Source organism: Pseudoduganella sp. jia 9 (assembly GCF_055502615.1).
This window is the reverse complement of record NZ_JBUPWE010000010.1, coordinates 57,692-83,955: the sequence shown is the minus strand read 5'-3', so window position 1 is coordinate 83,955 and position 26,264 is coordinate 57,692. Positions and strand designations below refer to the sequence as shown.

Below are 26,264 nucleotides of genomic sequence, written 5' to 3'. Positions count from 1 at the left end.
GGAGAACACCATGACGACACAAATCGAACGGCGCGCCGCGCCATCCCTGTTCAGCGGCCGCCCCGTCACGCCGGACGGCACGCGCATCCACTCGCTGCTCGACCTGATGCACGAAGGCTTCCACATGCTTTACCTGCTGAAGACGAGCTGCCTGCCGCCCTCCGACGCGGAGTTCATGCCGCGCATCAGCGCCTTCCTGAACGACTTCGATCGCGAGGCGAAGAAGCTGCGTGCCGACAGCGAGGACATCGAGGCGGCCAAGTACGCCTGGTGTGCCGCGCTGGATGAAGTCCTGCTGTCATCCACGTCGCCGCTGCGCGACACATGGGAACGGCACCCGCTTCAGTTGACGGTGTTCGGCGACCAGCTCGCCGGCGAGAACTTCTACGGCCGGCTCGAGGCATTGCGCGGCAAGGGCGGCGCGCGGCTGCAGTCGCTGCAGGTGTTCCACATGTGCCTGCTGCTGGGCTACCAGGGCCGGCACGGGATGGACAACAGCGACAGGCTGGCCTACACGACAGTGCGCCTGGGCGACGAGATCGCCCACATCAAGGGCAAGAGCAAAGGCTTCGCGCCGCGTGCCGCGCGCCCCGACCAGGTGACCAACAAATTGCGCAGCGACATGCCGCTATGGGCCGTTTCCGCCGTGTTCGCGCTGGTCGGCCTGGGCGTATTCACGGGGCTGCGCACGTCGCTGAACCGCGATACGCAGCATGCGATGGCCGCCTATTCCGACCTCGTCAAGCTGGCGCCCCGCCCGGCCAGCCTGACGATCACGCTGCCGTGATCACGGACCGTCAATCGGCGACGCGGAACTCGATGCGGCGGTTGCGGGCCCGCCCATCCGCCGTCGCATTGTCGGCGACGGGGCGGTCCGGCCCCTGGCCCGATACGCTGATCAGCGCCGTGTCGATGGCCTTTGCGGCCAGGTAAGTGCGCACCGCTTCGGCGCGCGCGAGCGACAGCGACAGGTTGCTTTCGCGCAGTCCGGTATTGTCCGTATGGCCGATCACTTCCACCTTCTTGCCTTGAACTTTCAGCAACGCGGCAGCCATCTCGTCCAGGATCTGCAGGCCGGACGGCCGGATCACCGCCTGCCCGCTCTCGAACTCGATGATGCGCCTGGCCAGCGTGGCATCGAGCAGGTTCTGCTCGGCGGCGCTGACCCGCAAGCCGTTCTTGACGAGATACGTGGGATTCAGGCTGGCGGCGATGTCGCCGGCGATGCGCTGGCGCTGTGCCTCGTTCGCCACTTCACCCTGCACGCTGACGTTGTTGCCGTCCACCTTCAGCTGGCCCCGGCTGATCAGCTTCAGGTTCGGATTGATCAGCTTCTGCACATAGCCGTTCCAGTTCGGCGGCTGCACCACGTTGCCGATCGCGACCTGGTCCACCACCCGCTCCGCTCCGTACAGCTCGCGCACGCGCGCCAGCATCGCGGCCTTGCTGGCTTCGTCCGGCAACGTACCGCTGACCAGCACCTGGCCCGGCATCGGGCTGGCCGGCCCGGGCATCTGCGCCGCGGCACCGCTTGCCGCCAGCGCCAGGCCGGCCAGTACCGCCACTCGCATGGACTGCCTTGCTTTCGTCATCATGTTCTCCCGTCAGGCAAAGGTCTCGCGGAACAGCTCGCGTGCGGCGGCGAGCGACAGGCTGCCCTGCGCCAGGCAGTCAGACAGCCGCTGCACGGTGTGATCCCTGGCGATCATGTCATCGACCCAGGCCGTGTCGTCGAAGCCGATCAACTGACCGGGCGCTGCCTCCGGATCGATGATTGCCTGCAGCGCTCCCGCCGAGGCACCGGAGAAGCCGACGACCAGCATCGGCCGCGCGCCGATCTCGGTGACGAACAGCGCCAGTTCGATCTCGGCGCGCCGCAGGAACGGCGCGATCAGCGCCAGCCAGAATGCCGCCACGGCGGGCCGCTGTTCCGGCGCACCGGGCAGCGGCAACACAAGCCCGCGCTCCAGCTCATTCTTGCCGCTCCAGGCGAATGGCTGCAGCAGCAGGCCGATGCCCAGCACGATGCCGCGTACCGAACCGCGATGTTCGCCGTGCATGCCATGCGTACCATGCGTACCATGGCTGCCCTGCGGGCGATATCCCAGCAGGCTTTCCAGCGTGGCCACGTCTGTGTCGGCGGTGAAGCGTTCCAGCGCGGCGGCATGGCCTTCACTGGCGGCATCGGTACCGAGTACCGCCTTGTTCAGTGCCTGCAGCGGCGCGGCGGGATCGGCGGCCGACAGCACGTCGTCCGCCAGCGTGCCCAGTTGCTGCCACAGCGGCGCGAGCGCCAGCGGGCTGGCGGGAAGGAAGGACTCGGGACGCGGCACTTCCAGCGTGCCCATCGCGATGAAGGGGAAGCGGCGGCCCGACTGGTCGTTGCTGGCCGCCAGGTGGCCGGCCACCGCCACATGGCTGCGCGGCCCGACAAAGGCGAAATGCAGTGGCTGCGCAGCGTCGTAATGCTGTTTCCAGCGCGGGTTGGTGGTCAGCTGGGTCATCATGCCGGCCAGCCATTCGTCGATCAGGCCGGCGAGTTCGTGCTGCGCGCCACCCTTGACGAAGTCGGAACGGGCCGGCAGCTTGCCGAAATAGCCGATACGGAACGTGCTCATTGCTGTACTCCTTCCATCGTTGCTGCCGCCGCCTGGGCGATTGCCGCCGGCGCACCTTCCGTGCGCCCGCCGTGTGTGACGGTCGACGGCGCGCCGCCGACGATCGTTTCCGGCAAGCGCATGCCGGAGAAACCCTGCTGCGGTGCCGCCGCGTCGCTGGCGACGGTCGGGCTGCTGGTGATACGCAGGTCGACCGCGACGCTCAGGCCGTCGGCGCTCCAGCGCAGCTCGTGCACGCCGCCCTCCTTGCGCTTCTTCTCGGCTGCCTCGATCAGCCGTTTCAGGCCGAACTGGCCGGCTTCGCTGAACAACTCGACGTTGCGGCCGTCGAACGCGACTGCCGTGATGCGCGCGCCCGGCACGCCCTGCGTGCCGGGGTGAACCATGCTGGCCCATTGCGGCGGCGTGTTCCGGTAGCGCAGCTGCTGGCCATCGATCTCCACCGTGTACTCGATCGTGCCGGGTGACGGAATCGGCAGGATCTGGAACACGGTTTGTGCCGGCGCGGCGGCCGCGCCGGCGGCCGCCACCCAGCCCGGAAAGCGCTGCACCGCCTGCGGCTGCAGCGTGATGCCCATGTCGGCCCAGGTGCGCGGCGCCAGCACGTCGCCTCGCCTTAGTACCAGCGGCCCCATCGACGTGTTGACGAATTTCGCGACCAGCCCTTCCGGGCCGAAGAACTGGGCAATTTCCGCCTGGCTCGCTTCGATGCGGGCCGATGGCGAGAACGGATACTTGCCGGCCAGCGTGCGGTTGAACGGCTCGTACACCTGCGCCAGCCAGGTCTTGTTGATTTCCGTCTCGGCCGGGCCGACGATCACGGCGAAGGTCTGCATCAGCGGCCGCACCAGCAGCGGCCGGATCGCGCTTTTTTGCGTGTCGCTGATCCCGTTCAGCATCTGCTCGTCGACGAAGCGCAAGGCGTCGGCCAGCTCGGAGCCGCTGCCTTCCAGCGTCTGCTGCATGAAGGCCTTGGCACCCGGGCCGGGGTCGCCCTGGTTCTTCAGCACGTTCAGGCGGGTGCGCAGGCGCGACAGCGTGTCCAGGTAGGAGCGCAGCAGCGAGGCATCCTTGTCATGCTTGCCGACGATCCGCGCGACCGGGGCGAATTCGCGGCCGACCGGGCCGAGTACCCTGTCGAAACCGATGCCGCCCAACTGGATGTTGACGCTGCCGTTCACCGACGACGGCGCGCGCTGCATTACGCGCGTCCTGATCCAGTTGAGGAAGCCGGTCTGCGCTTCCTTCATTTGCGCGTTCAGCACCGTCGGATTGTCCCAGGCGGTCTGCTCGTGGATCGTGTCCAGGATTTTCGCGATCGGCGAAGCCTGCGGATCGCCGAGCCGGTTCATCGCCGCCACGGCGCCGTTGAAGCCGTTCATGTCGGCGATCGCGATACCCTGCACGAATTTCTGCCATTCGCGCGTGTAGTCGGCCTTGTACATGGCGACCAGGTTCTTTTCGATCTGTTCCGGGCTGCCCTCCAGCGTCAGGTCGTCGCGGCTGGACGTCTTCAGGACCCAGTCGGTGCTTTGCAGTTCCTTCGCCGACACTTCGCGGATCGCGCCGGCCACGTATTTTCCCCAGGCCTCGCGGGTGAACGTGCCGGAGATCGCGTGGCTCCCCTGCACCAGCGCCGCGTCCTGCTCGCCGACGATGCGGCCCACCGTCATCGCCGGAAAGCGCGTCGCGGCGCGGGCACGGATCTCGGCATACACCCGGTCGCGAGCCGGCATGCCGCGCGCCACGCGCCGCAGGTTCTCGCGCGCCGTGTCCACCAGCGCCAGCTTCTGCTCGATCCGCGGCCACGACGGGTCGCCGGCCTGCGCCAGATGGAACGTCAGCAGCCGCTCGGCGCTGCGGATCATCTGCTCGCGCGGCATCGTGCCGCGGTTGGCTTCCAGCCAGCCGCGCCAGAAGCGCGTCAACTGGTCGTTCAGGTGGCCCGCTTCGGCGTGCGCCGGATCGGCCAGCATCAGGTAGGTCTTCAGCGCGTTGTAGGCATCCTCCACGTTGGTCGGCGACGCATCGGCATAGGCGCGCGCCGGCTGCTGCACGGGTGGCTGCACCTGTTGCTGCAAGGTCGCCGCGGGCGCAACCAGCTGGTCGGCGCTGGCGTTCATCTCGTACAGCAGCGCCTCCAGGTTGGCGGCCACCGGCCGGACCATCACCTCGCGCACGCCGCCAAAGAACTCCTCGCGCAGCTTGCGCTCGAGCAGCTCGCCCTGGTAGAGGCCGAGCGACAACGCCCATGGCCGGTCCTGGCGATATTTTCCGAGCTGTTCGATGCGCCGCTGCAGCACGTCCAGTGCTTCCAGCCGCGATTGCAGGTCGAGGCGGCGATCCTGCAGCCTCACGACCTTGTCGAGATCCCCCTGCACGGCGGCCAGCAGTTGCCGGTTGCCGAGGTAGGACCAGCTCCACCCCGCCAGCGATACGCCGAGCGCCACGGCCACCGCGATGAACGCGGCATACTTGAACTGGAGCTTGCTGCGGCTGGCGTATTGGGATACCAGGTTGCGGTCTTCGAAGATCACCTTGCGGAACAGGTTCAGCAGGAAGTAGCCGGCCTGGCGTACCTCGCGCACCTCGCCGGGTTGCGCCTGCGCCGGCTCGGCCTGGAGCGACAGGGCGAAGCGCTCCGTCACATGGCGCGACTGCGCGGATGCGGGCACGCCTTCCTGCAGCGCGCTGGTGAAGTAAAAGCCGCGGAACACCGGCTTGAACTGAAATGGATTTTCCTCGAACAAGGTGGCCAGGAACGCACGCAGCGACACCCGCAGCGACGAGAACTCGAGCGGGAACGTGAAGATGCCGGAAGGCGGGCCGTCGCGCCGCTGCAGCGACATGTTGGCGATGCAGGTCTCCTTCAGGCCCTCGTGCAACTCGTCGAATGCGCTATCGAAGAATGCCAGGATTTCCTGCGTGCCGGCCTTGCGCTGGTAAGGCATCGTGGCGCCCCACGGCCGTTCGCGCTCGGCCCGCTCGAACGGCGCGAAGAACTCGGCGAAGCCGGCGATCAGGTCGGCCTTCGTGAACACCACATAGACGGGCGCGAACACCTGCAGCCGCTCGATCAGGTCCTGCACCCGCTTGCGCAGGCTGCGTGCCAGCCGGATCCCGGCATCGGCGTCGGCGCTACGCAGTTCGGCGATGCTGACGGCAACCAGGATGCCGTTGACCGGCGCACGGGCACGGTATTTCTTGAGCAGGTCGAGAAAGCCGTGCCACTCGGCGCGGTGCTCGTCGTCGACCGCATAGCGGCCCGCGGTATCGAGCACGATGCCTTCGGTGGTAAAGAACCAGTCGCAGTTGCGGGTGCCGCCCACGCCGCGCACCACCTTGTTCCCGTCGATCGGGAACTGCAGGCCGGAGTTGACGAGGGCGCTGCTCTTGCCCGCGGCGGGATTCCCGATGATCATGTACCACGGCAGTTCGTACAGGGCCCTGCTGCCGGCCGTGATGCCAAGCTTCGAATTGCGGATCGTGTCGATCGCGTCCAGCAGGCCGGTACGCAGCACATCCACGTCGTCGCTGGAGGCGCCGGCAACTTCGGAAGTGTCCTCGATGGCCCCTGCCAGCCGCGCGGCGTGACGCGCCGCCAGCGCACGCCGCAACCATCGCACCAGCAGCCACAGAAGGACGGTCGCGCAGGTGGCCGCGATCACCCAGATCAGCGCCAGCTCCATCAGTTCGGCGCCAAGATAATAGAGACCTGCCATCGCAGCCAGGCCGAGGATCGCAAAGTGACGGGAGTCCGTCAGGAACAGCCAGATTCGTCGCATCATGTGGCACCCGTTCGTTTCGGATCGGATGATGGTGCCACTATCCCATGGGAAATTTATTGACTTGCCGCAACTTCAGCGGCGGCGTGTGCGCAATTCCACATGGCCAAAATCCATCATTCTCCAGCGCCCGCCCCACGTCAGCCCGGCCGCTTCGGCCACTTGCCCGTACAGCGCGTAACCACGCATCGCCCAGGGATCCTTTTCCGAGATCACGACCTTGCCGTTGCGCAGGAAGGCACAGTCGCCCGCCAGGCCGAACTGGTGCCAGCTCTGGAACGCCCGCGCATTCGTGACGTGCCCGCCGGCGTCGGCCAACCGGTTCTGCCGCTCCGGGCTGCGGTAGCCCTCCAGCAGCACCATCTCGTAGCCGTACTGGTCGCGCATGATCTTGAACACCAGCAGCAGCCGCTGCGTGAATTCCGGGTCGAGCAGATCCCAGTTGCGGTTGGCACTGGCCAGTTGCGGGCGCACCAGCGTCACGTCGGCGGTAGTAAAGACGGCGGGTGGCAACGGCATGGGTGCGGCCAGCCGTTCGCCGCGCAGCAGTTCGGCCACCTGTTCGTTGACGGCGTGGTCCTGGACGGGGACGCCGGGTAGCGCCGTGCGCCCGGCCAGCAGCAGCGCCGCCAGTGGCGGCAGCAGCACCAGTACGGCGCAGCCGCCGGTCAGCAGCGGGTAGCGCCACACCAGCCGTGCTGCCCGGGCAAGCGAGGCCCGCACGCCGCGGCCAGCCAACAGCAGGCCTTGCGCGCCTTGCGTATTGATGCCCCGCCAGGCGCGATCGGCATCGCGGCTTAGCCGCATCACCGCCGCGCCGGCGGCGTCGCGCCCTGCCGGAAAGACCAGCAGCCAGCCGGCCAGGCAAGCGGCCATGAACAACAGCAGCATGGAAAGGAGAAACATGGTGCGCTCCGTCAACATGATTAAAAAGTTTCCGCGCGACACTGACCGGCGAACGGGCTGCCCATCGTAAGCCACGGCCCGGCCCGCGCAAGCGCCTACATCAAGCTTTGGAGGACAACCTTGGATTCATCGAAAACCGGCAGGGGCATATTGGCCAGACTCGAACACAAGGCCGCGGAGCCGCCGCGGCACATCGCCGACTCCACGCCGTCGGCTGGCCGCGGCGCCGCGCTGGTGGTGAGCGCCGGTATGCTGATCGGTGCGCTGCTGGCGTGGTGGCTGTACAGCGGGCCGTCGCCTGTGATCGTGCAGGAAACGCTGCCGCCACTCGCGCAGGCCACCCCGCCGCAGCCGGAGCCCGCAGCGGTGGCGGAAACCGCGGCGGCGGCCATTGTCGACGAAGCGCCGCAGCCGACCGCTGCCGCTTCGCCAAGGCCGCAAGCGGTGCCAGCCCCGATCGCGACGATCGTGATGCGTCCTGGCCGCGCGGTCGTGACCCGGCAGCCGGCCAAGCAGAAGGCAAAACCGAAACGCAGGGCGGAAATGCACGAAAAGCCGCGCCGCGCCTCCGTTGCAATACGGGATACGGATGTTGCCTTGCTATCCGCCCTTATGGCCCATGCGGGCGATCACGACGTCGTCGAAACACGCGCTGGCGACACCACCGAAAGCCTGCTGCAGCGCTGCCGGCGTGTCGGTGGCGAAGAAGGCCGGCTGTGCCGCATTCGCATCTGCAGTAGCAGTGCTGGCGGGGCCTGCCACATTGAATAACGCCGTCTCCTCCGGCGGCCGCGCGATGCGGCTGCACTCATGTTTGTGCCCAGCCTCACTCGTTCGCGCGCCCCCTCACGCCAAGCACGCCGCAACATGGAACGGCGCGAGTTCCTCGAACAGCACGGGGGTAATGCCGGTCTCGGCAAGGCCGGCGGTGGGCAGTTGAGTGCGTGATTCCCCCAGAAACACAAAAGCCCAGCGCGGCACAACGCTGGGCGGTGGGAAGCTTCAACTGCCTGGAATGGCAGTCGACACTATGTCTTGCGTGCCTTGTGCCGGCGCACGAACGCCAATGCCAGCCCGCCCAGGCCAACCAGCGCGAGCGAAGCCGGTTCGGGAACTTCCTCCTGGAAGCCGATCGCCACCTGCCCGCGGCTTGTCAGGCTGCCGCCAGGGGCCAGCGTGAAGCGGAAGATTTCTTCGAGTCCATACGCTCCCACGACAGGAAAAGGATTCGGCCCGCTGCTGTTCGAGTAGGAATAGGCATCGGTGCCTGCCGTGTCGGTGAAAAGATGGATACGCGTACCCGGCCGCGACGGGTCGAAGGGGTCGACGCCGGGCTGCGAATTGCCGGGCCTGATCCACCATTCGTTCGTCACCGTCGAACCGCTCGACAGCAGGAAAGTACCACTGGCGGAGGTAGAGAGCGAGGCGATATCCGAGTAACCGTTCCCCCCGACGGCGACGTCGACCTCGACTGTGAATCCGCTGTTGTTGATGACGCTGAGCGAGCTGCTGTCGAGAATATCCGGATTGCCGATGGTCTGACGGTGCAGCGATCCGCTGACCATCACGTTGTTGATATTGACAGGTCCGGGGGTCGTACCGCCCAGTTGCAATACCATGCCGGTACTGTCCACATCCTGGATACTCCCCCCGTAAGAGCAGGAAGGGTTGTTATTGTCGCTGGCACAAAACTGGACCGTGGTACCACCGATCTGCCTGATCTGCCCCGCCAGCATCAAGGTCGCCTGCGATGTCAGGGGGATGCATCCCAGTGCCGACGCGACGGCGACGCTGGCCCACACAGGCGTTTTCAGTGTGCTTTTCATGATTGTCCTCTCGATAGACGTTGGTAAATGAGCGTTCGATCTTCTCGCCTTTACCGTTGCATATCTCGTGCCCGCGCGGGTTCGGAGGGCGGCATCACTGCCGGGTAAGTTTTGCCGACATGGGGTTTCTTGCATTCGACAATCAAGACACCAGGGCGCCGGTCAGCGCGGTCCGCATCCGGCCTCAAATGCCGCATTTGCCGAAGATCGAGGGGAGAAATGGTGTCAAGGAGTTCGACGCACACACCTGTCAGGCGTGCCTGTCTCGCGGTGGCGTAGGGACAAGCCAGCGCCGTCTGGTTGCGGCATCAGCCGGTGGTAACGTTCCGTCGTTGAAAACCGCGCCTGTGCTGCGGGAACCGCACCGTAAACGTCAAAAGCCCAGCATCGCTGCTGGGCTTTTTGTATTCTGGCTCCCCGACCTGGACTCGAACCAGGGACCTGCGGATTAACAGTCCGTCGCTCTACCGACTGAGCTATCAGGGAAAAGAGGCCGTATTATAGCGGCCACTTTGACCGCTGGCAAGAAAAAGTGCTTTCCTTGCCAGCGGCATCAAACAACGATCTCTTAGAAGAGACCTTTCAGCTGCACACCCCACTGGCGCGGCTCGTTGACGAAGCCGGTCAGGTTGTTGAAGTCGATCGCGCCCGTGATGCGGCGCTGGTCGGTGATGTTGCGGCCGAACGCGGCCACTTCATACTTGCCGCCCTGCCAGTTGTAGCCGATGCGCAGGCCGCCTTCCGTCAGCGGCGCGCCGGTGAACTCCTTCGCCTCGTACAGGAAGAAGTTGACCTTGCTGCGGTACGACCAGTCGGTCAGCACGAACAGGTTGCCTTCGGCCAGCGGCCAGTTGTAGCGGGCCGACAGGTTGACGATCCACTTCGGCGCCTGCGGCAGCGCATTGCCGTCGATGACGACGCGGCCGGCGGCGTTGATCGGGTCGATCACCGTGCACTGGGCGCATTTGTTGACCGACAGCGAAGGATCCTGGATCTTCGTGTAGTTGTAGCTGGTCGATGCCGCCACCTTGAAGTCCGGCGTGACGAAGCCTTCGATCTCGGCTTCGATGCCGCGGCCCTTGGTCTTCTCGGCGTTGATCAGCGCGGTCACGTTGGAGTTGCCGCCGACGACCGTCAGCTGCTGGTCCTTCACGTCATAGTCGAAGATCGACAGCGAAGCGCGGGCGCGGCGGTTCAGCAGGTCGGCCTTGATGCCGGCCTCATACGACGTAATGGTTTCCGCATCGGCGATGGTGGCCGGGCCGGAAGCGGAAGGCGCGCCGATCGACGGTGCGCGGAAGCCCGTTGCCACGCGGGCGTAGGCGGACACGTCCGGGTTGATCGCATACGTTGCCGACAGATCCCAGTTGGTCTTGTGGCGTTCCGCGTTGATCGTCGACGGGCCCTGCAGCGTGGTGCCGCTCGCTTCGATGGTGCGGAAGTCCTTCTTGTCGTTGGTGTAGCGCAGGCCGCCGCGCACGGTCAGTGCATCGGTGACCGCGTAGTTCACGGAACCGAATGCCGCCCAGGCCTTGTTGCGCTGGTTGCTGACTACGCGGCTGGTGCGCGCGCCAGCAGTGTTGAAGTTGTCGCTGCCGCCGGTGGCGTCTTCGTCGAAGTAGTACACGCCTGCCTGCCAGCTCATCGGGCCGGCCTGCTTCGATTCGACACGGAATTCCTGCGTGTACTGCTTCAGGTCCGGCAGCACGGAAGCCGTCTCCACCTGGAACGGCACCACGCCCGGGCCGTAGACCGGATTGCCGCCGTCGATGTCGCCGCGGCTGTTGTACTCCGCGATCGACTCGTAGCCGGTTACCGAGTACAGCTTCACCGCGCCCAGGTCCCACGACAGGCGCACATTGCCGCCGCGCGTGGTCAGGTTCTGGTAGTTCTGGCCGTTGGTGAACACCATGCGCTCGTCGTAGTTGTCGACCAGCTGGTTGCTGCCCTTCTTGATGATATTGGCCTGGAACAGGCGCGAATTGCCCGTCGTGGTGCGCTGGTGCACATTGAACAGCGCGTTGAACGCGCCGTTCGGCTGGTACAGCACCTGCACGCGCTCGGCGTGCTCGTTGTAGCCATCCAGCGAATCGCGGCCATCGGTGAAGCCGTTGGCAACGTAGTCGTCGCGGTGCTGGCGCAGGGTGGAAACGCGCATCGCCCATTCGTTCGACAGCGGGATGTTGGCCGCGCCTTCGACGTTGGTGGTGCCGTGGGTGGCCACGGAGAAGTTGTAGTAGCCTTCCACGCCTTTCAGGCTGGGCTTGGCGGATTCGAACTTCACCACTCCGGCCGGGGTGTTGCGGCCGAACAGCGTGCCCTGCGGGCCGCGCAGCACTTCGATGTTGGCCAGGTCGAACATCGGATAACCCTTCAGGATCGGGTTTTCCTGCACCACGTCGTCATAGATCAGCGACACGGGCTGCGAAGCGAAGATCGAGAAGTCGGCATTGCCGTAGCCGCGGATGTAGAAGCGCGGGAACACACGGCCCGTCGACGATTCCACGTTCAGGCTGGGCGTCTTGCCGGCGAGTACGCGCACGTCCTGGCCGCCGGACAGGATGACGTCCAGCTTTTCGTGTTGCAGCATCGACACCGATACCGGCACTTCCTTGATGTTCTCGGCACGGCGCTGGGCCGTCACGGTCACGGTTTCCAGCTGGCCGCTGGCGACCGGCTGCTGGGCAGCCTGCTGGGTGGTTTGTTCGGTGTTTGCCTGGGTAGCGTCCTGGGCCATGGCGGCCATCGGCAGCGCGGCCGTCAGCGCGAGGAGACGCTTGTGCATCTTGGACAGTTTCATCATTTGCCTTCCTGGGTTAAGAATAATGCTGCAAGGGTGGTCAACGCTGTCTCCGGATTTTTTAACGTCCTCGTGCGGATGCCCAACGGCTCGGCTCCGTCTCTGTATGTACGCACTGCCAACTACCTGTAATTCTGTCATTGCCGCGGATAACAAAAAGCCGCGATGAACGCGGCTTTTAAAATTCTGGCTCCCCGACCTGGACTCGAACCAGGGACCTGCGGATTAACAGTCCGTCGCTCTACCGACTGAGCTATCAGGGAAAAGAGGCCGCATTATAGCGGCGCCAATCCAGATCGACAACACCATTTTCAAACGAAGTGTCGTGACACCGCACAACGCGGCTACATCTGGCGGAACAGGTGCGCATACAGCGGGCTGAAGCGCACCCGCTCCTGCCGATGCTTCATGTTCAGCGCCAGCTTGCCCGCCTCATCCTTGACCGCACTGAGTACGCAGGGCGCATTGACGATCGTGCCCCGGTGGACCTGCCAGAACTGCCGGTCGTCCAGCTGCGGCAGCAGTTCCTTCAGGCTGGCGCGGATCAGCGCCTCCCCTTCCGCCGTGACCACGTTGACGTACTTGTCGGTCGCTTCGAAATAGATCACATCGGCCACCGGAATCATTTTCACCTGGTTGCCGACGGCGGCGCGGATCACGGTCAGCCGCTCGACCGAAGGCTGAACGGGCCGTGCCAGTGCCCGCAATTGCGCCAGCAAGGCATCCATGCCGCCGCCAGGCTGAGCTTCCAGGCGCTGGCGCAGCCGCTGCACAGTGCGGCCGAGCCGCTCGTCGCTGACCGGCTTCAGCACGTAGTCGGCGGCCGCGTTGTCGAACGCCCGCACCGCGAACTCGTCATAGGCGGTGACGAACACGATCTGCGGAAACGGTTTTTCGCCTTGCCATTGCTCCGCCAGCTCCTCCGCCACCTCGAGTCCCGTCTTGCCGGGCATCTTGATGTCGAGGAACAGCACGTCTGGCTGGCGCGCCAGCGCTTCGGCCAGGGCGGCAACACCGTGCGGGCACGTGGCCACGATCTCCAGGCCGGGCCACAGCCGCTTCAGGCTGGCCGCCAGCGTGGCGGCGAGGATCGGTTCGTCTTCGGCAATCAGGGCAGTCGTCATGGTCTGGTTTTCAATCGAGTGGAATGGCGATGCAGGCCAGCGCGCCGCCGCCATCGGCCGCGCGCAGCGTGACGGCGGAGCGCCCGCCGAACAGCACGTCCAGGCGCGCGCGGGTATTGGCCAGGCCCAGGCTCGTGCCGGCCTTGCCCGGGCCCGCATCGAGGCCCCGGCCATTATCCTGGATGCACAGGGTCAGCAGCATTCCCTCGCGCCGGGCGGACACGTGGACATGGCCGCCATCGATGGTCGGCTCCAGGCCGTGCGCGATGGCGTTTTCCACCAGCGGCTGCAGCAGCATCGGCGGAATCTCGACGCCACGCAGGGCATCCGGCAAGTCGAATGCATACGTGAGCCTGGCGCCCATGCGCACCGACATCAGGCCGAGATACGCATGCAACAGCGCGAATTCCTGCGCCAGCGTGGTCGATTGCGCGCGCGACGACGACAGCGTGGCCCGCAGGTACTGGATCAGCTGGTCGAGCATCTGCTGGGCACGTTCCGGATCCAGCGCAATCAGGCCCTGCAGGTTGGCCAGCGTGTTGAACAGCATGTGCGGTTCGATCTGGGCCTGCAGCAGTTGCAGTTGCGCCTGCAGTGCCTGGCGCTCGACGGCCTCGGCGCGCGCCCGCTCTTCGGCGGCCGCCGCTTCGGCCCGCGCCACCCGGTCGCGGCTGGCGAAGAACAGCGTCACGGCGCCCGTGGCCAGCAGGGTAAACACCAGCATGCCGGTGGTGCGGCCCGATCCCAGCGTGTGCAGCGACGTCAGCTCGCGCCCCAGCAGCCAGCCGGCCAGCCGTGCGCCGCCAATCTGTCCGACCGGCACGCCAACCGCGATGAGGGCGGCGAACGCCAGCCAGTGCGGGCGCACGGCCTGTCCCCAGAATGCCAACCGTGCGCCATCGATGATGACGAATGCGATCGTGCCGATGCAGGCCGAGACCAGCAGGTTGATGCCGAAGCCGGTGCCATCGCCGAACGACCAGGTAATGATCACGGCGCAGATCACGACCAGCACCAGCATCCAGCAGGCATCGGTGGCGAAACGCCGCCAAGGGAAGCGGCGTGCCGGGCGCGGTCGGTCGAGGGTGGCGGTATCGGTCATGGCGGCTCGCAGTGGGTGAGCCGCCATTCTGTTGCCGCAATGGGATTATGGCAACGGCCGGGCGACGAAACCGCCATCGGATGCAGTAAAACAAGCCAGGATGGCGCGAAGCGAGATGCTGCGGAGTAGCGGCAATGCTGTTTCGCGCAGTTCATCACCAGTAAAGGGCCACATTTACATGTGGCCCTTTACCGGCGTACTGCCCATGTCCGGACTCAACTTGGACACGACTCAGCAGCTAACATAGGTACCCGCTTCTCCCGTCACAAGGTCCATACCGATCCAGCATCGGTATGGACCATTTTTCGCTTTCACCATTTCTGGGTCAAACGAACAGTAGATTCCTTTCCTGCGACGCTCCCGGCTGCCGGAATGCCCATCGCAGGTTGGTTGTACGTCCGGGCCTATCGAAGCAAATATATCCCGAGCAGCCGTGCCATCTACATGGATGGTGAGTTTGCGATCCTTCCCTTCTGCGGGTGCACGGTCGGCTACGCTGCCCGAGTGGATTTTAAAGATTCCGGGGAATGTCTTCCAAAGACCGGAAGGGTCGCCCGCCAAATCGGCCGCCAGAGTAGCCGAGAGCATGCCTACGGCTCCGAACCATAACAAAGCTGCAGAACGCATACTTAACCCCGCAAATTCAGGTGAAAGTGGTCATCATGCCTCTTCGCCCGCGACAGGAAAGGAATGCCGGGATCGTTGAATATGACGGTCACAACCGGCGCAAATATATAAAAAAGGTTTATCAGCGCATGCGTGGCCACCTGATCATATTGCGGATCCCTCCAGGTCACCGGCTCTTCACGGCCATCCTTTCTCAGCGGGCGAATATCCACATTCAAGCCGCTCTTGTGTCCACCATGATCAGGTGTCGGAATACCTCCCGCGAGGCTGATATCCCCGACACCAAATCGGCGGGTGTCCATGGCTTGCCATTCCAAGGCGACGGTCAAGATTGAGGTCATCATCGTTGGATGCGCATATTGGTAAGCTCCTTTGGCTGGTTTCTTGTGAAGATTGCCTAGACGTAATACCCTGAGTCCATCGGAGCCTGGGGTAACATGAAGTAGCCACGCGAATCGCTCGGCGGACGCGGGCGCAGGGGGTCATTATCTTCTTCCATGGCAGGTCTCCTCAAATGCATTTACTACATGCCAAGTCCCAACCGCCAGACGTGTTTCCACCCGTTCCTCCACCGATTTTTTGCTGGGTATACTTCCATTTGACCTTGGAGAAGCGCAGGCCGATGGAGTCATGGAGGATGCTCCCCTCGCTTACCAATTGCTCCATGTTGGCGATCATGACGTTTTCCAGTTCGACCTCGTAGTACCTCACGGGCTTACCCTGGCCATCGGCGCGCATCATTTCCAGCTTCGCTGCGGGAATTGTCTTACCCATCGAGCAATGTTGCATCAATATCGGTGATGCCAAGTCGCAGAGCTTGCTGAGAGACAGAGTTCGATGCTCGCAGCGCTCAGCCGTGTGCCCTCCCCCGGTGGAAGCGGTTGAGCTTCGGGGCTGTACGACTCCCCACCGCGCCGAAGAGATTTCGATCCAGCCCACATGCGCTGAATCTTGGGATTCGCCTTTAATACCGTCAATTTGGAGATACACGTCGATTGCCATAGGAATACTCCCGAGTGAATGATGAAACCGCACAACGCAGCACTTAGGGCAAAGTGCCGACGACTTGGCGTAGAGGACATTTCCTCTGCTCATCATTCTGGCTCAAGGCCCACCCGAAATGTTGAAATGAGTCAACATTTATGTCGGCTTCGCACTCAGCCATTATCGGGCGGGATCCCCTGTCATTGACGACCTCGAACGGGTACAAATTTGGCCGAGAACGTTGAGTGACACGCACCTACTCCGCCTCGCACTTGCTCAACCATCCTAATCGCATCGGTTCGATCATTCTTTCAGAAAACCAAAGTTGCCAAATGAATGCAACTTGTGCAAACTAATGAGGTACCAAATCAGACAAATTTTTGGTTCGCCGACGGCGCTCCGCGGATAACTTTTAAGAGGAAATCATGGATTTGATCGACCAGCTGAGAGCACTTTCAGCGCGGATTGCGTTGACGAAGGATCTTGTCAGCACCGAAGAAGCGACGAAGAATGCAATGGTAATGCCATTCATCCAGGCGCTTGGCTACAATGTCTTTGATCCAACTGAGGTAACGCCGGAACTCATCGCAGACGTAGGAACAAAAAAGGAGAAAAGGTTGACTATGCAATCCTTAAGGAGGGAAAGCCCATCATTCTTTTTGAATGCAAAAAGAGCGGTGGTGACCTCAGCATCAACCATGCAGGGCAACTCTTTCGATATTTTCACGTTACGGAAGCACGGTTTGGCGTTTTGACCAATGGCCTCGTGTATCGGTTCTTCACAGATCTGGAGCAACCCAACAAGATGGATGAAAAGCCGTTTTTTGAGTTCAATATACTCGATTTCAAAGAACGCGATGTAGATGAACTTAAAAAATTTGCAAAAACGCTGTTTGATGTAGACACAATCCTCACCACCGCTAGCGATCTGAAATTCACACGTGTGATTCAATCGCGTCTTGCTGACCTGATCGCAAACCCATCCGACGAAATCGTACGCATTCTCTCTTCTGACCTCTTGGGCGGAAAGCGCTTCACGCCGGCAGTGAAAGACCAGTTTACAATCATAACTCGAAGAGCGTTTGAATCACTTCTCAGTGAACGAATAAATGAACGCCTTAAAGGAGCGATGACACCGGATGTATCATTGATCCAGGAACCGGCTTTGACTCATGCGCCGGCAGCAAAAGATGCTGAACAGATTGTGACAACAGCTGAGGAAATTGAAGGCTTTCACATTGTCCGGGCGATACTGCGTGATTCGGTAAGCCCAAAGCGCATCTTCATGCGGGATGCGCAGAGCTACTGCGCAATCCTGCTCGATGACAACAATCGCAAACCAATCTGCCGTCTTCGCTTCAACAACACAGAAAAGCTCGCAGTTGGGTTATTCAATGCTCAGAAGGAAGAGGAGCGCATCCCACTATCACAGGTAGATGATCTCTATGATCATGCAGACGCCATCCGTGCGGCAGCGATATTGCACTTGCCGAAAGCCGAGGGGGCAGACGCCTGAGCCGACCAAGGCGACTTTGTTATGCGCCGTAGCGTGATCGTCGCGAGACGCTGCCGCGCAGTTCCTAGCACCGGAATGAAAAAAGCCCAACCTGCGCAGTCGGGCTTTTTTTTCGAAACACGGCTTCCCGGTTGGGACACAGGCAGCTTCCTCTACTGGCCGACACAGATGACCTTTGTCTCGTATTCGTGGGCCGCCGGTTTTTTCTTTTTCGCCCATTCGACCGCTTCCTGTGCCTGCGCGATGGTCATCACCGATGCCTTTTCCTTGTTTTTGATGAACGAAACACCTTCAAACGCGCCCTCTTTGCTGCGCATGACCTTGGCGAAGACCGGTGGTTTTTTATCGCCATCGCTGATCTTGTTTTGCTGGACCATGTAGCGCTGATCGACGTTTTCCATTTTGATGCTCGCATTAGATTAGTTGCGGTTCGACGAAATGCAAAAAGCCCAACCAAAAGGCTGGGCTCTTCACATGAATTCTGGCTCCCCGACCTGGACTCGAACCAGGGACCTGCGGATTAACAGTCCGTCGCTCTACCGACTGAGCTATCAGGGATTAGAAGCAGCATTCTATACTCTCAGAGCAACATTTGCAAGCTTGCTTATCGGTATCGTTTGCCACCGTTTCCAACTTTCTTCGCTGACGTGCATCAACGAAGAAGCAGGATTTTAGAGAACTTTAGCGATCGCGTCAACAACGATGTCGATGTTCTTCGAATTCATCGCTGCCACGCAGATACGGCCGGTGTCCACCGCGTAGATCGACTGTTCGCGCAGCTTGGCGACCTGCTCTTTCGTCAGGCCCGAGTACGAGAACATGCCTACCTGTTCGCGCACGAAAGCGAAGTCGTGGCCTGGCGCCTTTTCCTTCAGCTTCTGCACGAACTGGTCGCGGGTTGCCTTGATGCGCACGCGCATCGCGGCCAGCTCGTCTTCCCACAGCTGGCGCAGTTCCGGCGTGGACAGCACGGTAGCGACGACCTTGCCGCCATGCACCGGCGGATTCGAGTAGTTGGTGCGCACCACGCGCTTCAGCTGCGACAGCAGGCGCGACGCTTCTTCGGCGGTGGCCGCCACGACGGACAGCGCACCGACGCGCTCGCCGTACAGCGAGAACGACTTCGAGAACGAGTTCGACACCAGCAGCGGCACGCCGGTGGCGGCGAAGCGGCGCACCACGGCGCCGTCCTCGGCGATGCCGGCGCCGAAGCCCTGGTAGGCCATGTCCAGGAACGGGATCAGGCCGCCGGTCACGACGACGTCGATCACCTGGTCCCATTGCTGCTGGGTCAGGTCGGCACCGGTCGGGTTGTGGCAGCAGGCGTGCAGCACGACGACGGCACCCTGCGGCATCGCCTTCAGCGCGGCCAACATGCCGTCGAAGTTCACGCCGTGCGTGGCGGCGTCGTAGTAGGCGTAATTGTTGACCTTGAAGCCGGCGCTTTCAAACAGCGCGCGGTGGTTTTCCCAGCTCGGATCGCTGATGTAGACGTCGGACGATGGCGAGAAACGCTTCAGGAAGTCGGCGCCCAGCTTCAGCGCGCCGGTGCCGCCGATGGCCTGCACGGTGATCGCGCGGCGCTCTTGAATAACGGCGCTGTCGGCCCCAAATACCAGCTCCTGCACCGCCTTGTCATACGCGGCCAGGCCTTCGATCGGCAGGTAGGTACGCGGGGCTGGTTGTTCAATCAGGATGTTTTCAGCTTTCTGCACGCACGACAGCAGCGGCACCTTGCCATTGTCGTCATAATAAACACCCACGCCCAGGTTGATTTTATTGGGGTTGGTGTCGGCGTTAAAAGCTTCGGTGATACCCAGGATCGGGTCGCGCGGAGCCATCTCGATGGCACTGAAAACGGAAGGATTCGTCATGATAGGATTGGATTCGATTGAATGCGATTCGCAGCGGATGAGCACTACAACATTACTGAGCAAGATACTGAGCAAGTTACTGAGCAAGAAATTCAGCGGCAATTACTCTGGACAGTGATGACGGTGCACAGCAATTCCGATGCGCGGTATTGGCCAGGTGTGCCGGCCGCCGCGCAATGACTGCACAATGTGGTGTGCAACTCCCTATTCTAGCAAAGGTCTGACTTCATGGCTGATTTATCACTGGCCGGCGCTCCCGAGCCCACCGTGCTGACGTTCCCGAATTCCCCATTCAAGCTGCACCAGCCGTTCCCGCCCGCCGGCGACCAGCCGACCGCGATCGACAGCCTGTGCGAAGGCATCGAGGATGGCCTGTCATTCCAGACATTGCTGGGCGTAACGGGCTCCGGCAAGACCTACACGATGGCCAACGTGATCGCCCGCATGGGCCGTCCGGCGATCGTGTTCGCGCCGAACAAGACGCTGGCAGCCCAGCTGTACAGCGAGTTCCGCGAATTCTTCCCGCAGAATGCCGTCGAGTACTTCGTGTCGTACTACGATTACTACCAGCCGGAAGCCTACGTGCCGCAGCGCGACCTGTTCATCGAGAAGGATTCCTCGATCAACGAGCATATCGAGCAGATGCGGCTGTCGTGCACGAAGTCGCTGATGGAACGGCGCGACGTCGTCATCGTGGCCACCGTGTCGGCGATCTACGGTATCGGTAACCCGAACGAATACCACCAGATGATCCTGACACTGCGCGCCAAGGACAAGGTCAGCCAGCGCGACATCATCGCCCGCCTGATCCAGATGCAGTACACGCGCAACGAAGTGGACTTCGGCCGCGGCACGTTCCGCGTGCGGGGCGACACGATCGACATCTTCCCGGCCGAACACGCGGAACTGGCCGTGCGCCTGGAAATGTGGGACGACGAACTGGAATCGATCCAGCTGTTCGACCCGCTCACGGGCCGCGTGCGCCAGAAGATTCCCCGCTTCACCGTCTACCCCGGCTCGCACTACGTGACGCCGCGCTCGACTGTGCTGCGCGCCATCGAGACCATCAAGGCCGAACTGCGCGACCGCCTGGAATTCTTCCGCAAGGAAGGCAAGCTGATCGAGGAACAGCGCCTCGAGCAGCGCACCCGCTTCGACCTGGAAATGATGGCCGAGATCGGTTTTACGAAAGGCATCGAGAACTACTCGCGGCACCTGTCCGGCGCGCTGCCGGGCCAGCCGCCGCCGACGCTGATCGACTACCTGCCGCAGGATGCGCTGATGTTCATGGACGAATCGCACGTGCTGGTCGGCCAGCTGTCGGCGATGTACAACGGTGACCGTTCGCGCAAGACCAACCTGGTCGACTACGGCTTCCGGCTGCCGTCCGCGCTAGACAACCGCCCGTTGAAGTTCGAGGAATTCGAGAACAAGATGCGGCAGATGATCTTCGTCTCCGCCACGCCGGCCGAGTACGAGAAGCAGCATGCCGACCAGGTGGTGGAACAGGTGGTACGCCCGACCGGCCTGGTCGACCCGCAGGTCATCGTGCGACCGGCGCGCACCCAGGTCGACGACCTTCTGTCCGAGATCAACGACCGCATCGCGAAGAACGAACGCGTGCTGGTGACGACGCTGACCAAGCGGATGTCGGAACAGCTGACGGAATACCTGTCGGATCACGGCATCAAGGTGCGCTACCTGCACAGCGACATCGAAACGGTCGAGCGCGTGGAGATCCTGCGCGACCTGCGCATCGGCACGTTCGACGTGGTGGTCGGTATCAACCTGCTGCGCGAAGGCCTCGACTTGCCGGAAGTGTCGCTGGTGGCGATCCTGGATGCCGACAAGGAAGGCTTCCTGCGTTCCGAGCGTTCGCTGATCCAGACCATCGGTCGCGCCGCCCGCAACCTGAACGGTGTGGCGCTGCTGTATGCGGACCAGATGACCGATTCGATGAAGCGCGCGATCGACGAGACCGAGCGCCGCCGCGCCAAGCAGATCGCCCACAACGAGAAGCACGGCATCATCGCCCGCGGCGTCAACAAGGTCATCAAGGACATGATCGACGGCGTGTACGACCCGAACCGCGAGTCGACGAACCTGAAGGCGGCCCAAGAGACGGCGAAGTACGAGACCATGAACGAAAAGCAGGCGTCGAAGGAAATCAAGCGCCTCGAGAAGCTCATGGTCGAGCACGCGAAGAACCTGGAATTCGAGAAGGCGGCGCAGGTGCGCGACCAGTTGCACCTGCTGAAGGAACAGATGTTCGGTGCGCCGGGGGCGGACGTGATTTCGATCACGGGCAAATAAGGCTCGCTTTCATGAAAACGCCGCGTTCGACGCGGCGTTTTTTTTAGGCGCTGTTCGCGTTAAATCGGTGAACGTTCAACCAGAACCATTGTCTGACCTCCTGTTGAGATACTTCATGTATATCAGGAGGCGTCATGGGTGCAGCCGATGTGGGCGTGGTGTTGAAGGTGCTGGAGCAAGTCCAGCTTTCCGATCAGGAAATCGCTCTTCTGCAGGGCGTTCTCGCCGATCTTGTATTACCCAGCCACTGCCTGCGCCTGATCGAGGAGGCCGCGGGCAACCGATCGTGCCCCGCCTGCGGCGGCAAGCGGTGCCACCGCTGCGGCCAGGCCAACGGCTTGCAGCGTTACCGCTGCGTTGCCTGCCGGCGCAGCTTCAACGCCCTGACCGGCACGCCACTCGCCCGCCTTCGGTTGCGCGACAGGTGGCTGGCCTATCTGCAATGCCTGATTGAATCGGCCACGGTCCGCAAGGCTGCCGCGCGCGTCGCAGTGGCAAAATCCACCAGCTTCCGCTGGCGCCACCGCTTCATTGCCGCCGTGCGGCAGGAGCCGCGTCCGCAATTGTCCGGCATCGTCGAAGCCGACGAAACTTACCACCTCGAATCGCAAAAGGGCTCGCGGAACCTGGATCGCCCGCCCCGCAAGCGCGGCGGCAAGGCGCGCCGGCGCGGCATCAGTGCGGAACTGGACTGCATCCTCGTCGCCCGCGACCGCAACCGGCAAACCTGCGACTTCGTCACCGGCCGCGGGCCGGTAACCGCCGAGCAGTTGGCCGGACACTTGCTGCCAGTGCTGGCAATGGACGTCCTGCTCGTGAGCGACGCGGCCAACGCCTATACAGCATTTGCGCGGCAGGCCAGCATCACACACGAGGCGGTCAACGTCCGGGCCGGCATTCGGGTGCGCGGCGCCATCCACATCCAGGGAGTCAATGGATGGCATGGCCGTTTCAAGACCTGGCTGCGCCGGTTCAACGGCGTGTCCAGCCGCTACCTGGCCAATTACACCGGCTGGCAGCGCGTGCTCGACGCCGCCCGGTTGACGGCCCCCGCCCATTGGCTTCGGGTTGCGGTGGCCGCTGATCGCTAGCGGCACCGATGACCAGCGACAGGCACGAAAAGTTCCGTACCCAGATGCAAAACCGACTTAACGCGCACAGCGCCTTTTTTTACAGATCCCCTGCCCGCTCCAGCCGCTTGTACAACATCAGCGAATACAGCACCGGCAGCAAGGCCAGGGCGACAAGGAGTGTCACGATCACGGCGGCTGGTGCCCCCAGCAGTACGGCAATCAACCCGCAGGCACCGCCCGCCACCATCACCCGTGCGCCCATGCGGTGGGTCGCATACCATACCCGCTCGCTGGCCAGCGTCCACGGCGTGCGGATGCCGATATAGAAATTGCGCCTGACCTTGCCCAGCGGATTGCCGATCAGGATCAGCAGCACGAATACGCCGGCCGGCACGACACGGGCAATGTCGATGTCCATGCCAAAATTACCCGCCAGCAGCAGCACATGCACGCCGCCGGTCATCGCCACGATCAGCGTCACGATATGGCCCGCGGTGGCGCCGAAACTGGCGACCGAAAAGTCGCGCGGCGACAGGTACGGCAGCGCCACCCCGATTGCCAGCAGCAGCGCCATCAGCCCCGGCCCGGTCAGCCACAAGGTCCAGCGCCCGGCCCATCCATCGGCCTCGCCCGCCAGATTCCAGTGGATGGCGATGCTGTCCGGCAGGTGCGGCCAGCAGAATGCCGTCAGCGCGCTGGCGGCGAGGATCAGAACGATGTTGGCGATCAGGTAGTTCCGGTTCATGCCTTTCTCCTCTTGGTCTGTGGTTCGGTCAGGTCCATCATCCACGCCACGACGTCCTGCAGCACCGTCGTGTTCAGCCCATACCAGATGGTCTGGCCGTCGCGGCGGCGGGTGATCAGGTCGGCCTCGGACAGCACGGCGAAATGGTGCGACATCGTCGGCCGCGTCATGTCGAAATGCTCGGCCAGCTGCCCGGCAGTCATTTCGCCGTCGCGCAGCAGGCGCAGGATTTCACGGCGCGCCGGATCGGCCATGGCCTTGAAGGCATCGGTGGGAGCTGGCATCGTATTTCGATCGTTCGCTAATTAGATGGATATCTAAATATAGATCAAAACAAAGGCCGGGGCAAGCCCGGCCTGTCCAACGTTGCACGAAGACGGCTACAGCGTCTTCACGAACTCCCTGATCCCGCCCAGCAGCATCTCGATCGACATCGCCGCAAGGATGAGCCCCATCAGGCGCTCGAAGGCCGTCATCACCTGCGTGCCGAGTACCCGCTGCAACCTGTCGGCACCGAGGAACACGGCCAGCCAGACAACGACCACGGCGGCCAGTGCGGCAACGTGGATCATCACGTCGCCACGTGTCTCGCTGGAAAACAGCAGCACCGTGGCCAGCGCCGACGGGCCGGCCAGCGCGGGAATCGCCAGCGGCACGATGAACGGCTCGCCGCCTTCGCTCTTGCCCAGCACGCCGTCCGGGTGCGGGAACACCATGCGGATGGCGATCATCAGCAGGATCACGCTGCCGGCGATGCGCAGCGATACTTCCGAAAGGCTCAGCGCGTGCAGGAACGGCCGGCCGAAGAACATGAAGACCAGCAGCACGGCGAACGCGATCAGGCATTCGCGCACCACGATCTTCGGCCGCCGGGCCAGCGGCACCGGCTGCAGCGCGGCGGCGAACAGCGGCACGTTGCCGAACGGGTCGGTGACCAGCAGCAGCAGGATGAAGGTCTGGAAGAAGTTTTCAGTCATGGGGCACTCTCTTTGTTTTTATCTTTGCGGTACCAGAACGAAAAATGGCGGAAGGCCTTCCGGCCCTCCGCCATTGTCGCGCAGGCGCAAATGCTTATGCGCTCTTTTCGCCTTTTTTCAGCCACGACGCCAGCTGGTGCGGGCGCAGGCCGTCGTAATCCTCGAACGGCTGGTGGATCCACGGGTTGTGCGGCAGTTCCTGCATCTGGTAGTCCGGCTTGAAGGCCGAGCTGCCCTTGGTCCAGATCACGGCCGAACGCACCTCCTCGACATCCGCGTAGTTGGCCTTCAGGTGGTCGATGACTTTCATCAGCGTGACACCGGAATCGGCCAGGTCGTCCACCAGCAGGATCTTGCCGGCCAGCGAGCCGCGCGTCACCGTGATGTACTTGGCGATGTCGAGGTCGCCCTGCACCGTGCCCTTGTCGGCGCGGTAGGAGCTGGTCGACAGGATCGCCAGCGGCACGTCGAAGATGCGCGAGAACACGTCGCCGGGGCGCACGCCGCCGCGCGCCAGGCACAGCACCATGTCGAACTTGAAGTTCGATTCGTAGACCTTCAGTGCCAGGCCTTCGACCAGGCGGTTGTACTCATCCCAGGTCACCCACAGGTGCTTGTCGTCGGATTGAGGGGTGCTCATGTAATTCCTTCCTGCTTGTGGCGTGTATTGCGTGTTTTTATTCGAACGGGTGACGGAGCACGATGGTTTCTTCGCGGTCCGGACCAGTGGATACCATGTCGACGGGTACGCCGACCAGTTCCTCGATGCGCTTGATGTAAGCGCGGGCGGTTGCCGGCAGCGCAGCCAGCGATTTCGCGCCGACGGTGCTTTCGGTCCAGCCAGGCATTTCTTCGTAGATCGGCTCGCAGCGCGCGGCGTCTTCGGCGCCGACCGGGAAGATGTCGACCTTGCGGCCGTCCAGCATGTAGCCGGTGCACAGCTTCAGCGTTTCCAGGCCGTCCAGCACGTCCAGCTTGGTCAGGCACATGCCGGACACGCCGTTGATCTGCACGGAGCGGCGCAGCAGCGCGGCGTCGAACCAGCCGCAGCGGCGGGCGCGGCCCGTCACGGTGCCGAATTCATGGCCGACCTGCGCCAGGTGGTGACCCACGCCGGCATCGGTCGGCAGTTCCGACGGGAACGGGCCGGAACCCACGCGCGTCGTGTAGGCCTTGGTGATGCCGAGGATGTAATGCAGCATGTTCGGGCCCACGCCGGCACCGGCGGCGGCATTGCCGGCCACGCAGTTCGACGACGTCACGAACGGATAGGTGCCGTGGTCCACGTCCAGCAGCGAACCCTGCGCGCCTTCGAACAGCAGGTTGGCGCCGGCCTTGTGCGCGGCGTACAGCGCGCTCGACACGTCGGCCACCATCGGGCGCAGGCGCGGCACATACGCCAGCGCATCGTCGAGGGTTTTCTGGTACTCGACCTTCGGTGCCTTCAGGTAGTTTTCCAGCACGAAGTTGTGATAATCGAGGTTCTCGGCCAGCTTCTCGGCGAAACGCTTTTCGTTGAGCAGGTCGGCAACGCGGATCGCGCGGCGCGCCACCTTGTCTTCGTAGGCCGGGCCGATGCCCTTGCCGGTGGTGCCGATCTTGGCGGCGCCGCGGGCGGCTTCACGGGCTGCATCGAGCGCGGTGTGGTAAGGCAGGATGACCGGGCAAGCTTCGGAGACCTTCAGGCGCGACGCCACTTCCACGCCCACGGCTTCCAGCTTGTCGATCTCGCGCAGCACGTCCGGCACCGAGACCACGACGCCGTTGCCGATGTAGCAGGCCACGCCCGGGCGCATGATGCCCGACGGGATCAGCTGCAGCGCGGTCTTCACGCCGCCGATCACCAGCGTGTGGCCGGCGTTGTGGCCGCCCTGGAAGCGCACCACGCCTTGCGCGTGCTCCGTCAGCCAGTCGACGATTTTGCCCTTGCCTTCATCGCCCCATTGGGTACCGATGACGACCACGTTTGTTGCAGTGATTTTTTTTGACATCAC

Annotated in this window: 22 protein-coding genes, 3 tRNA genes and 1 pseudogene; 6 read left to right on the top strand and 20 right to left on the bottom strand. The window is 63.1% G+C overall.

Annotation, left to right across the window (positions count from 1 at the left end; translation table 11 throughout):
• The first annotated feature begins 10 nt into the window (after window positions 1-10).
• Window positions 11-787, top strand: a complete 777-nt coding sequence (locus ACY34H_RS14360) for a DotU family type IV/VI secretion system protein (protein ID WP_464978161.1) — start codon at window positions 11-13, stop codon at window positions 785-787.
• A 10-nt stretch (window positions 788-797) separates the two neighbouring features.
• On the opposite strand, the gene ACY34H_RS14355 is transcribed toward ACY34H_RS14360, so the two are convergent.
• The 4 genes from ACY34H_RS14355 to ACY34H_RS14340 form a co-directional block, all read right to left on the bottom strand.
• Window positions 798-1,595 (bottom strand): OmpA family protein, encoded by a 798-nt coding sequence (locus ACY34H_RS14355; RefSeq protein WP_464978160.1) that lies wholly within the window; start codon window positions 1,593-1,595, stop codon window positions 798-800.
• 9 nt (window positions 1,596-1,604) lie between these two features.
• Window positions 1,605-2,618: a type VI secretion system-associated protein TagF gene (gene tagF / locus ACY34H_RS14350; protein ID WP_464978159.1), complete on the bottom strand. Its 1,014-nt coding sequence runs from the start codon at window positions 2,616-2,618 to the stop codon at window positions 1,605-1,607.
• Window positions 2,615-6,403 carry a type VI secretion system membrane subunit TssM gene (gene tssM, locus ACY34H_RS14345; protein WP_464978346.1) on the bottom strand — a complete coding sequence of 1,263 codons (3,789 nt, stop codon included), beginning with the start codon at window positions 6,401-6,403 and terminating at the stop codon, window positions 2,615-2,617. The genes tagF and tssM overlap by 4 nt, the downstream gene beginning before the upstream one ends.
• Window positions 6,404-6,478: 75 nt before the next feature.
• A complete protein-coding gene (locus ACY34H_RS14340; protein WP_464978158.1) occupies window positions 6,479-7,309 on the bottom strand; it encodes a M15 family metallopeptidase in 831 nt (276 codons plus the stop codon).
• A 249-nt stretch (window positions 7,310-7,558) separates the two neighbouring features.
• On the opposite strand from ACY34H_RS14340, the gene ACY34H_RS14335 reads away from it, so the two are divergent.
• Window positions 7,559-8,080 (top strand): hypothetical protein, encoded by a 522-nt coding sequence (locus tag ACY34H_RS14335; RefSeq protein WP_464978157.1) that lies wholly within the window; start codon window positions 7,559-7,561, stop codon window positions 8,078-8,080.
• 257 nt (window positions 8,081-8,337) lie between these two features.
• Here ACY34H_RS14335 and ACY34H_RS14330 read toward each other — a convergent pair whose 3' ends face one another.
• The 8 genes and pseudogenes from ACY34H_RS14330 to ACY34H_RS14295 all read right to left on the bottom strand — a co-directional run bounded on the left by ACY34H_RS14330 (window position 8,338) and on the right by ACY34H_RS14295 (window position 15,790).
• Window positions 8,338-9,135: a PEP-CTERM sorting domain-containing protein gene (locus ACY34H_RS14330; protein WP_464978156.1), complete on the bottom strand. Its 798-nt coding sequence runs from the start codon at window positions 9,133-9,135 to the stop codon at window positions 8,338-8,340.
• Window positions 9,136-9,545: 410 nt separating this feature from the next.
• Window positions 9,546-9,621, bottom strand: a tRNA-Asn gene (locus ACY34H_RS14325).
• Window positions 9,622-9,703: 82 nt separating this feature from the next.
• A complete protein-coding gene (locus ACY34H_RS14320) occupies window positions 9,704-11,938 on the bottom strand; it encodes a TonB-dependent receptor (RefSeq protein WP_464978155.1) in 2,235 nt (744 codons plus the stop codon).
• 184 nt (window positions 11,939-12,122) lie between these two features.
• A tRNA-Asn gene (locus tag ACY34H_RS14315) sits at window positions 12,123-12,198 on the bottom strand.
• Window positions 12,199-12,279: 81 nt separating this feature from the next.
• Complete coding sequence (locus ACY34H_RS14310) at window positions 12,280-13,059, bottom strand: LytR/AlgR family response regulator transcription factor (protein WP_464978154.1); 780 nt, start codon at window positions 13,057-13,059, stop codon at window positions 12,280-12,282.
• Window positions 13,060-13,069: 10 nt separating this feature from the next.
• Entirely contained in the window at window positions 13,070-14,161 is a 1,092-nt protein-coding gene (locus tag ACY34H_RS14305; RefSeq protein ID WP_464978153.1) for a sensor histidine kinase, read from the bottom strand.
• 629 nt (window positions 14,162-14,790) lie between these two features.
• Window positions 14,791-15,138, bottom strand: a pseudogene (locus tag ACY34H_RS14300) (M74 family metallopeptidase); the annotation flags it as partial.
• Window positions 15,139-15,298: 160 nt separating this feature from the next.
• Window positions 15,299-15,790 (bottom strand): Hcp family type VI secretion system effector, encoded by a 492-nt coding sequence (locus ACY34H_RS14295; RefSeq protein ID WP_464978152.1) that lies wholly within the window; start codon window positions 15,788-15,790, stop codon window positions 15,299-15,301.
• A 407-nt stretch (window positions 15,791-16,197) separates the two neighbouring features.
• Here ACY34H_RS14295 and ACY34H_RS14290 point away from each other — a divergent pair, with 407 nt between their 5' ends.
• Entirely contained in the window at window positions 16,198-16,527 is a 330-nt protein-coding gene (locus tag ACY34H_RS14290) for a type I restriction endonuclease (RefSeq protein ID WP_464978151.1), read from the top strand.
• Entirely contained in the window at window positions 16,422-17,288 is an 867-nt protein-coding gene (locus tag ACY34H_RS14285) for a restriction endonuclease (RefSeq protein WP_464978345.1), read from the top strand. The genes ACY34H_RS14290 and ACY34H_RS14285 overlap by 106 nt, the downstream gene beginning before the upstream one ends.
• Before the next feature lie 152 nt (window positions 17,289-17,440).
• Here ACY34H_RS14285 and ACY34H_RS14280 read toward each other — a convergent pair whose 3' ends face one another.
• The 3 genes from ACY34H_RS14280 to ACY34H_RS14270 all read right to left on the bottom strand — a co-directional run bounded on the left by ACY34H_RS14280 (window position 17,441) and on the right by ACY34H_RS14270 (window position 19,162).
• The gene (locus ACY34H_RS14280; RefSeq protein ID WP_464978150.1) at window positions 17,441-17,689 is read right to left on the bottom strand and encodes a hypothetical protein; all 249 of its coding nucleotides are present in this window, start codon (window positions 17,687-17,689) and stop codon (window positions 17,441-17,443) included.
• A gap of 81 nt (window positions 17,690-17,770) precedes the next feature.
• Window positions 17,771-17,846, bottom strand: a tRNA-Asn gene (locus tag ACY34H_RS14275).
• 113 nt (window positions 17,847-17,959) lie between these two features.
• Window positions 17,960-19,162, bottom strand: a complete 1,203-nt coding sequence (locus ACY34H_RS14270) for an amino acid aminotransferase (RefSeq protein ID WP_464978149.1) — start codon at window positions 19,160-19,162, stop codon at window positions 17,960-17,962.
• Between the two features lie 228 nt (window positions 19,163-19,390).
• Here ACY34H_RS14270 and uvrB point away from each other — a divergent pair, with 228 nt between their 5' ends.
• Together uvrB and ACY34H_RS14260 are read left to right on the top strand one after the other, a co-directional pair.
• Window positions 19,391-21,475: an excinuclease ABC subunit UvrB gene (gene uvrB / locus ACY34H_RS14265; RefSeq protein WP_464978148.1), complete on the top strand. Its 2,085-nt coding sequence runs from the start codon at window positions 19,391-19,393 to the stop codon at window positions 21,473-21,475.
• A 134-nt stretch (window positions 21,476-21,609) separates the two neighbouring features.
• On the top strand, window positions 21,610-22,566 hold the full coding sequence (locus tag ACY34H_RS14260) for an IS1595 family transposase (RefSeq protein ID WP_464978147.1): 957 nt from the start codon (window positions 21,610-21,612) through the stop codon (window positions 22,564-22,566).
• Window positions 22,567-22,645: 79 nt separating this feature from the next.
• Here the strand turns inward: ACY34H_RS14260 and ACY34H_RS14255 are convergent, their stop codons facing one another.
• The 5 genes from ACY34H_RS14255 to ACY34H_RS14235 all read right to left on the bottom strand — a co-directional run bounded on the left by ACY34H_RS14255 (window position 22,646) and on the right by ACY34H_RS14235 (window position 26,261).
• Complete coding sequence (locus ACY34H_RS14255) at window positions 22,646-23,293, bottom strand: SdpI family protein (RefSeq protein WP_464978146.1); 648 nt, start codon at window positions 23,291-23,293, stop codon at window positions 22,646-22,648.
• On the bottom strand, window positions 23,290-23,577 hold the full coding sequence (locus ACY34H_RS14250) for an autorepressor SdpR family transcription factor (protein WP_464978145.1): 288 nt from the start codon (window positions 23,575-23,577) through the stop codon (window positions 23,290-23,292). Before ACY34H_RS14250 ends, ACY34H_RS14255 begins: the two co-directional genes overlap by 4 nt.
• 96 nt (window positions 23,578-23,673) lie before the next feature.
• A complete protein-coding gene (locus ACY34H_RS14245) occupies window positions 23,674-24,270 on the bottom strand; it encodes a MarC family protein (RefSeq protein WP_464978144.1) in 597 nt (198 codons plus the stop codon).
• Between the two features lie 94 nt (window positions 24,271-24,364).
• Entirely contained in the window at window positions 24,365-24,910 is a 546-nt protein-coding gene (locus ACY34H_RS14240) for a phosphoribosyltransferase (protein WP_464978143.1), read from the bottom strand.
• A 37-nt stretch (window positions 24,911-24,947) separates the two neighbouring features.
• A complete protein-coding gene (locus tag ACY34H_RS14235; protein ID WP_137314006.1) occupies window positions 24,948-26,261 on the bottom strand; it encodes an adenylosuccinate synthase in 1,314 nt (437 codons plus the stop codon).
• Window positions 26,262-26,264 lie beyond the last annotated feature (3 nt).

What these genes read in the sequence shown, in the direction of transcription:
- ACY34H_RS14360 (WP_464978161.1), top strand. Translation starts at nt 11, where the DNA reads ATGACGACACAAATCGAACGGCGCGCCGCGCCATCCCTGTTCAGCGGC.
- ACY34H_RS14355 (WP_464978160.1), bottom strand. Translation starts at nt 1,595, where the DNA reads ATGATGACGAAAGCAAGGCAGTCCATGCGAGTGGCGGTACTGGCCGGC.
- tagF (WP_464978159.1), bottom strand. Translation starts at nt 2,618, where the DNA reads ATGAGCACGTTCCGTATCGGCTATTTCGGCAAGCTGCCGGCCCGTTCC.
- tssM (WP_464978346.1), bottom strand. Translation starts at nt 6,403, where the DNA reads ATGCGACGAATCTGGCTGTTCCTGACGGACTCCCGTCACTTTGCGATC.
- ACY34H_RS14340 (WP_464978158.1), bottom strand. Translation starts at nt 7,309, where the DNA reads ATGTTTCTCCTTTCCATGCTGCTGTTGTTCATGGCCGCTTGCCTGGCC.
- ACY34H_RS14335 (WP_464978157.1), top strand. Translation starts at nt 7,559, where the DNA reads ATGCTGATCGGTGCGCTGCTGGCGTGGTGGCTGTACAGCGGGCCGTCG.
- ACY34H_RS14330 (WP_464978156.1), bottom strand. Translation starts at nt 9,135, where the DNA reads ATGAAAAGCACACTGAAAACGCCTGTGTGGGCCAGCGTCGCCGTCGCG.
- ACY34H_RS14320 (WP_464978155.1), bottom strand. Translation starts at nt 11,938, where the DNA reads ATGATGAAACTGTCCAAGATGCACAAGCGTCTCCTCGCGCTGACGGCC.
- ACY34H_RS14310 (WP_464978154.1), bottom strand. Translation starts at nt 13,059, where the DNA reads ATGACGACTGCCCTGATTGCCGAAGACGAACCGATCCTCGCCGCCACG.
- ACY34H_RS14305 (WP_464978153.1), bottom strand. Translation starts at nt 14,161, where the DNA reads ATGACCGATACCGCCACCCTCGACCGACCGCGCCCGGCACGCCGCTTC.
- ACY34H_RS14295 (WP_464978152.1), bottom strand. Translation starts at nt 15,790, where the DNA reads ATGGCAATCGACGTGTATCTCCAAATTGACGGTATTAAAGGCGAATCC.
- ACY34H_RS14290 (WP_464978151.1), top strand. Translation starts at nt 16,198, where the DNA reads ATGGATTTGATCGACCAGCTGAGAGCACTTTCAGCGCGGATTGCGTTG.
- ACY34H_RS14280 (WP_464978150.1), bottom strand. Translation starts at nt 17,689, where the DNA reads ATGGAAAACGTCGATCAGCGCTACATGGTCCAGCAAAACAAGATCAGC.
- ACY34H_RS14270 (WP_464978149.1), bottom strand. Translation starts at nt 19,162, where the DNA reads ATGACGAATCCTTCCGTTTTCAGTGCCATCGAGATGGCTCCGCGCGAC.
- uvrB (WP_464978148.1), top strand. Translation starts at nt 19,391, where the DNA reads ATGGCTGATTTATCACTGGCCGGCGCTCCCGAGCCCACCGTGCTGACG.
- ACY34H_RS14260 (WP_464978147.1), top strand. Translation starts at nt 21,610, where the DNA reads ATGGGTGCAGCCGATGTGGGCGTGGTGTTGAAGGTGCTGGAGCAAGTC.
- ACY34H_RS14255 (WP_464978146.1), bottom strand. Translation starts at nt 23,293, where the DNA reads ATGAACCGGAACTACCTGATCGCCAACATCGTTCTGATCCTCGCCGCC.
- ACY34H_RS14250 (WP_464978145.1), bottom strand. Translation starts at nt 23,577, where the DNA reads ATGCCAGCTCCCACCGATGCCTTCAAGGCCATGGCCGATCCGGCGCGC.
- ACY34H_RS14245 (WP_464978144.1), bottom strand. Translation starts at nt 24,270, where the DNA reads ATGACTGAAAACTTCTTCCAGACCTTCATCCTGCTGCTGCTGGTCACC.
- ACY34H_RS14240 (WP_464978143.1), bottom strand. Translation starts at nt 24,910, where the DNA reads ATGAGCACCCCTCAATCCGACGACAAGCACCTGTGGGTGACCTGGGAT.
- ACY34H_RS14235 (WP_137314006.1), bottom strand. Translation starts at nt 26,261, where the DNA reads ATGTCAAAAAAAATCACTGCAACAAACGTGGTCGTCATCGGTACCCAA.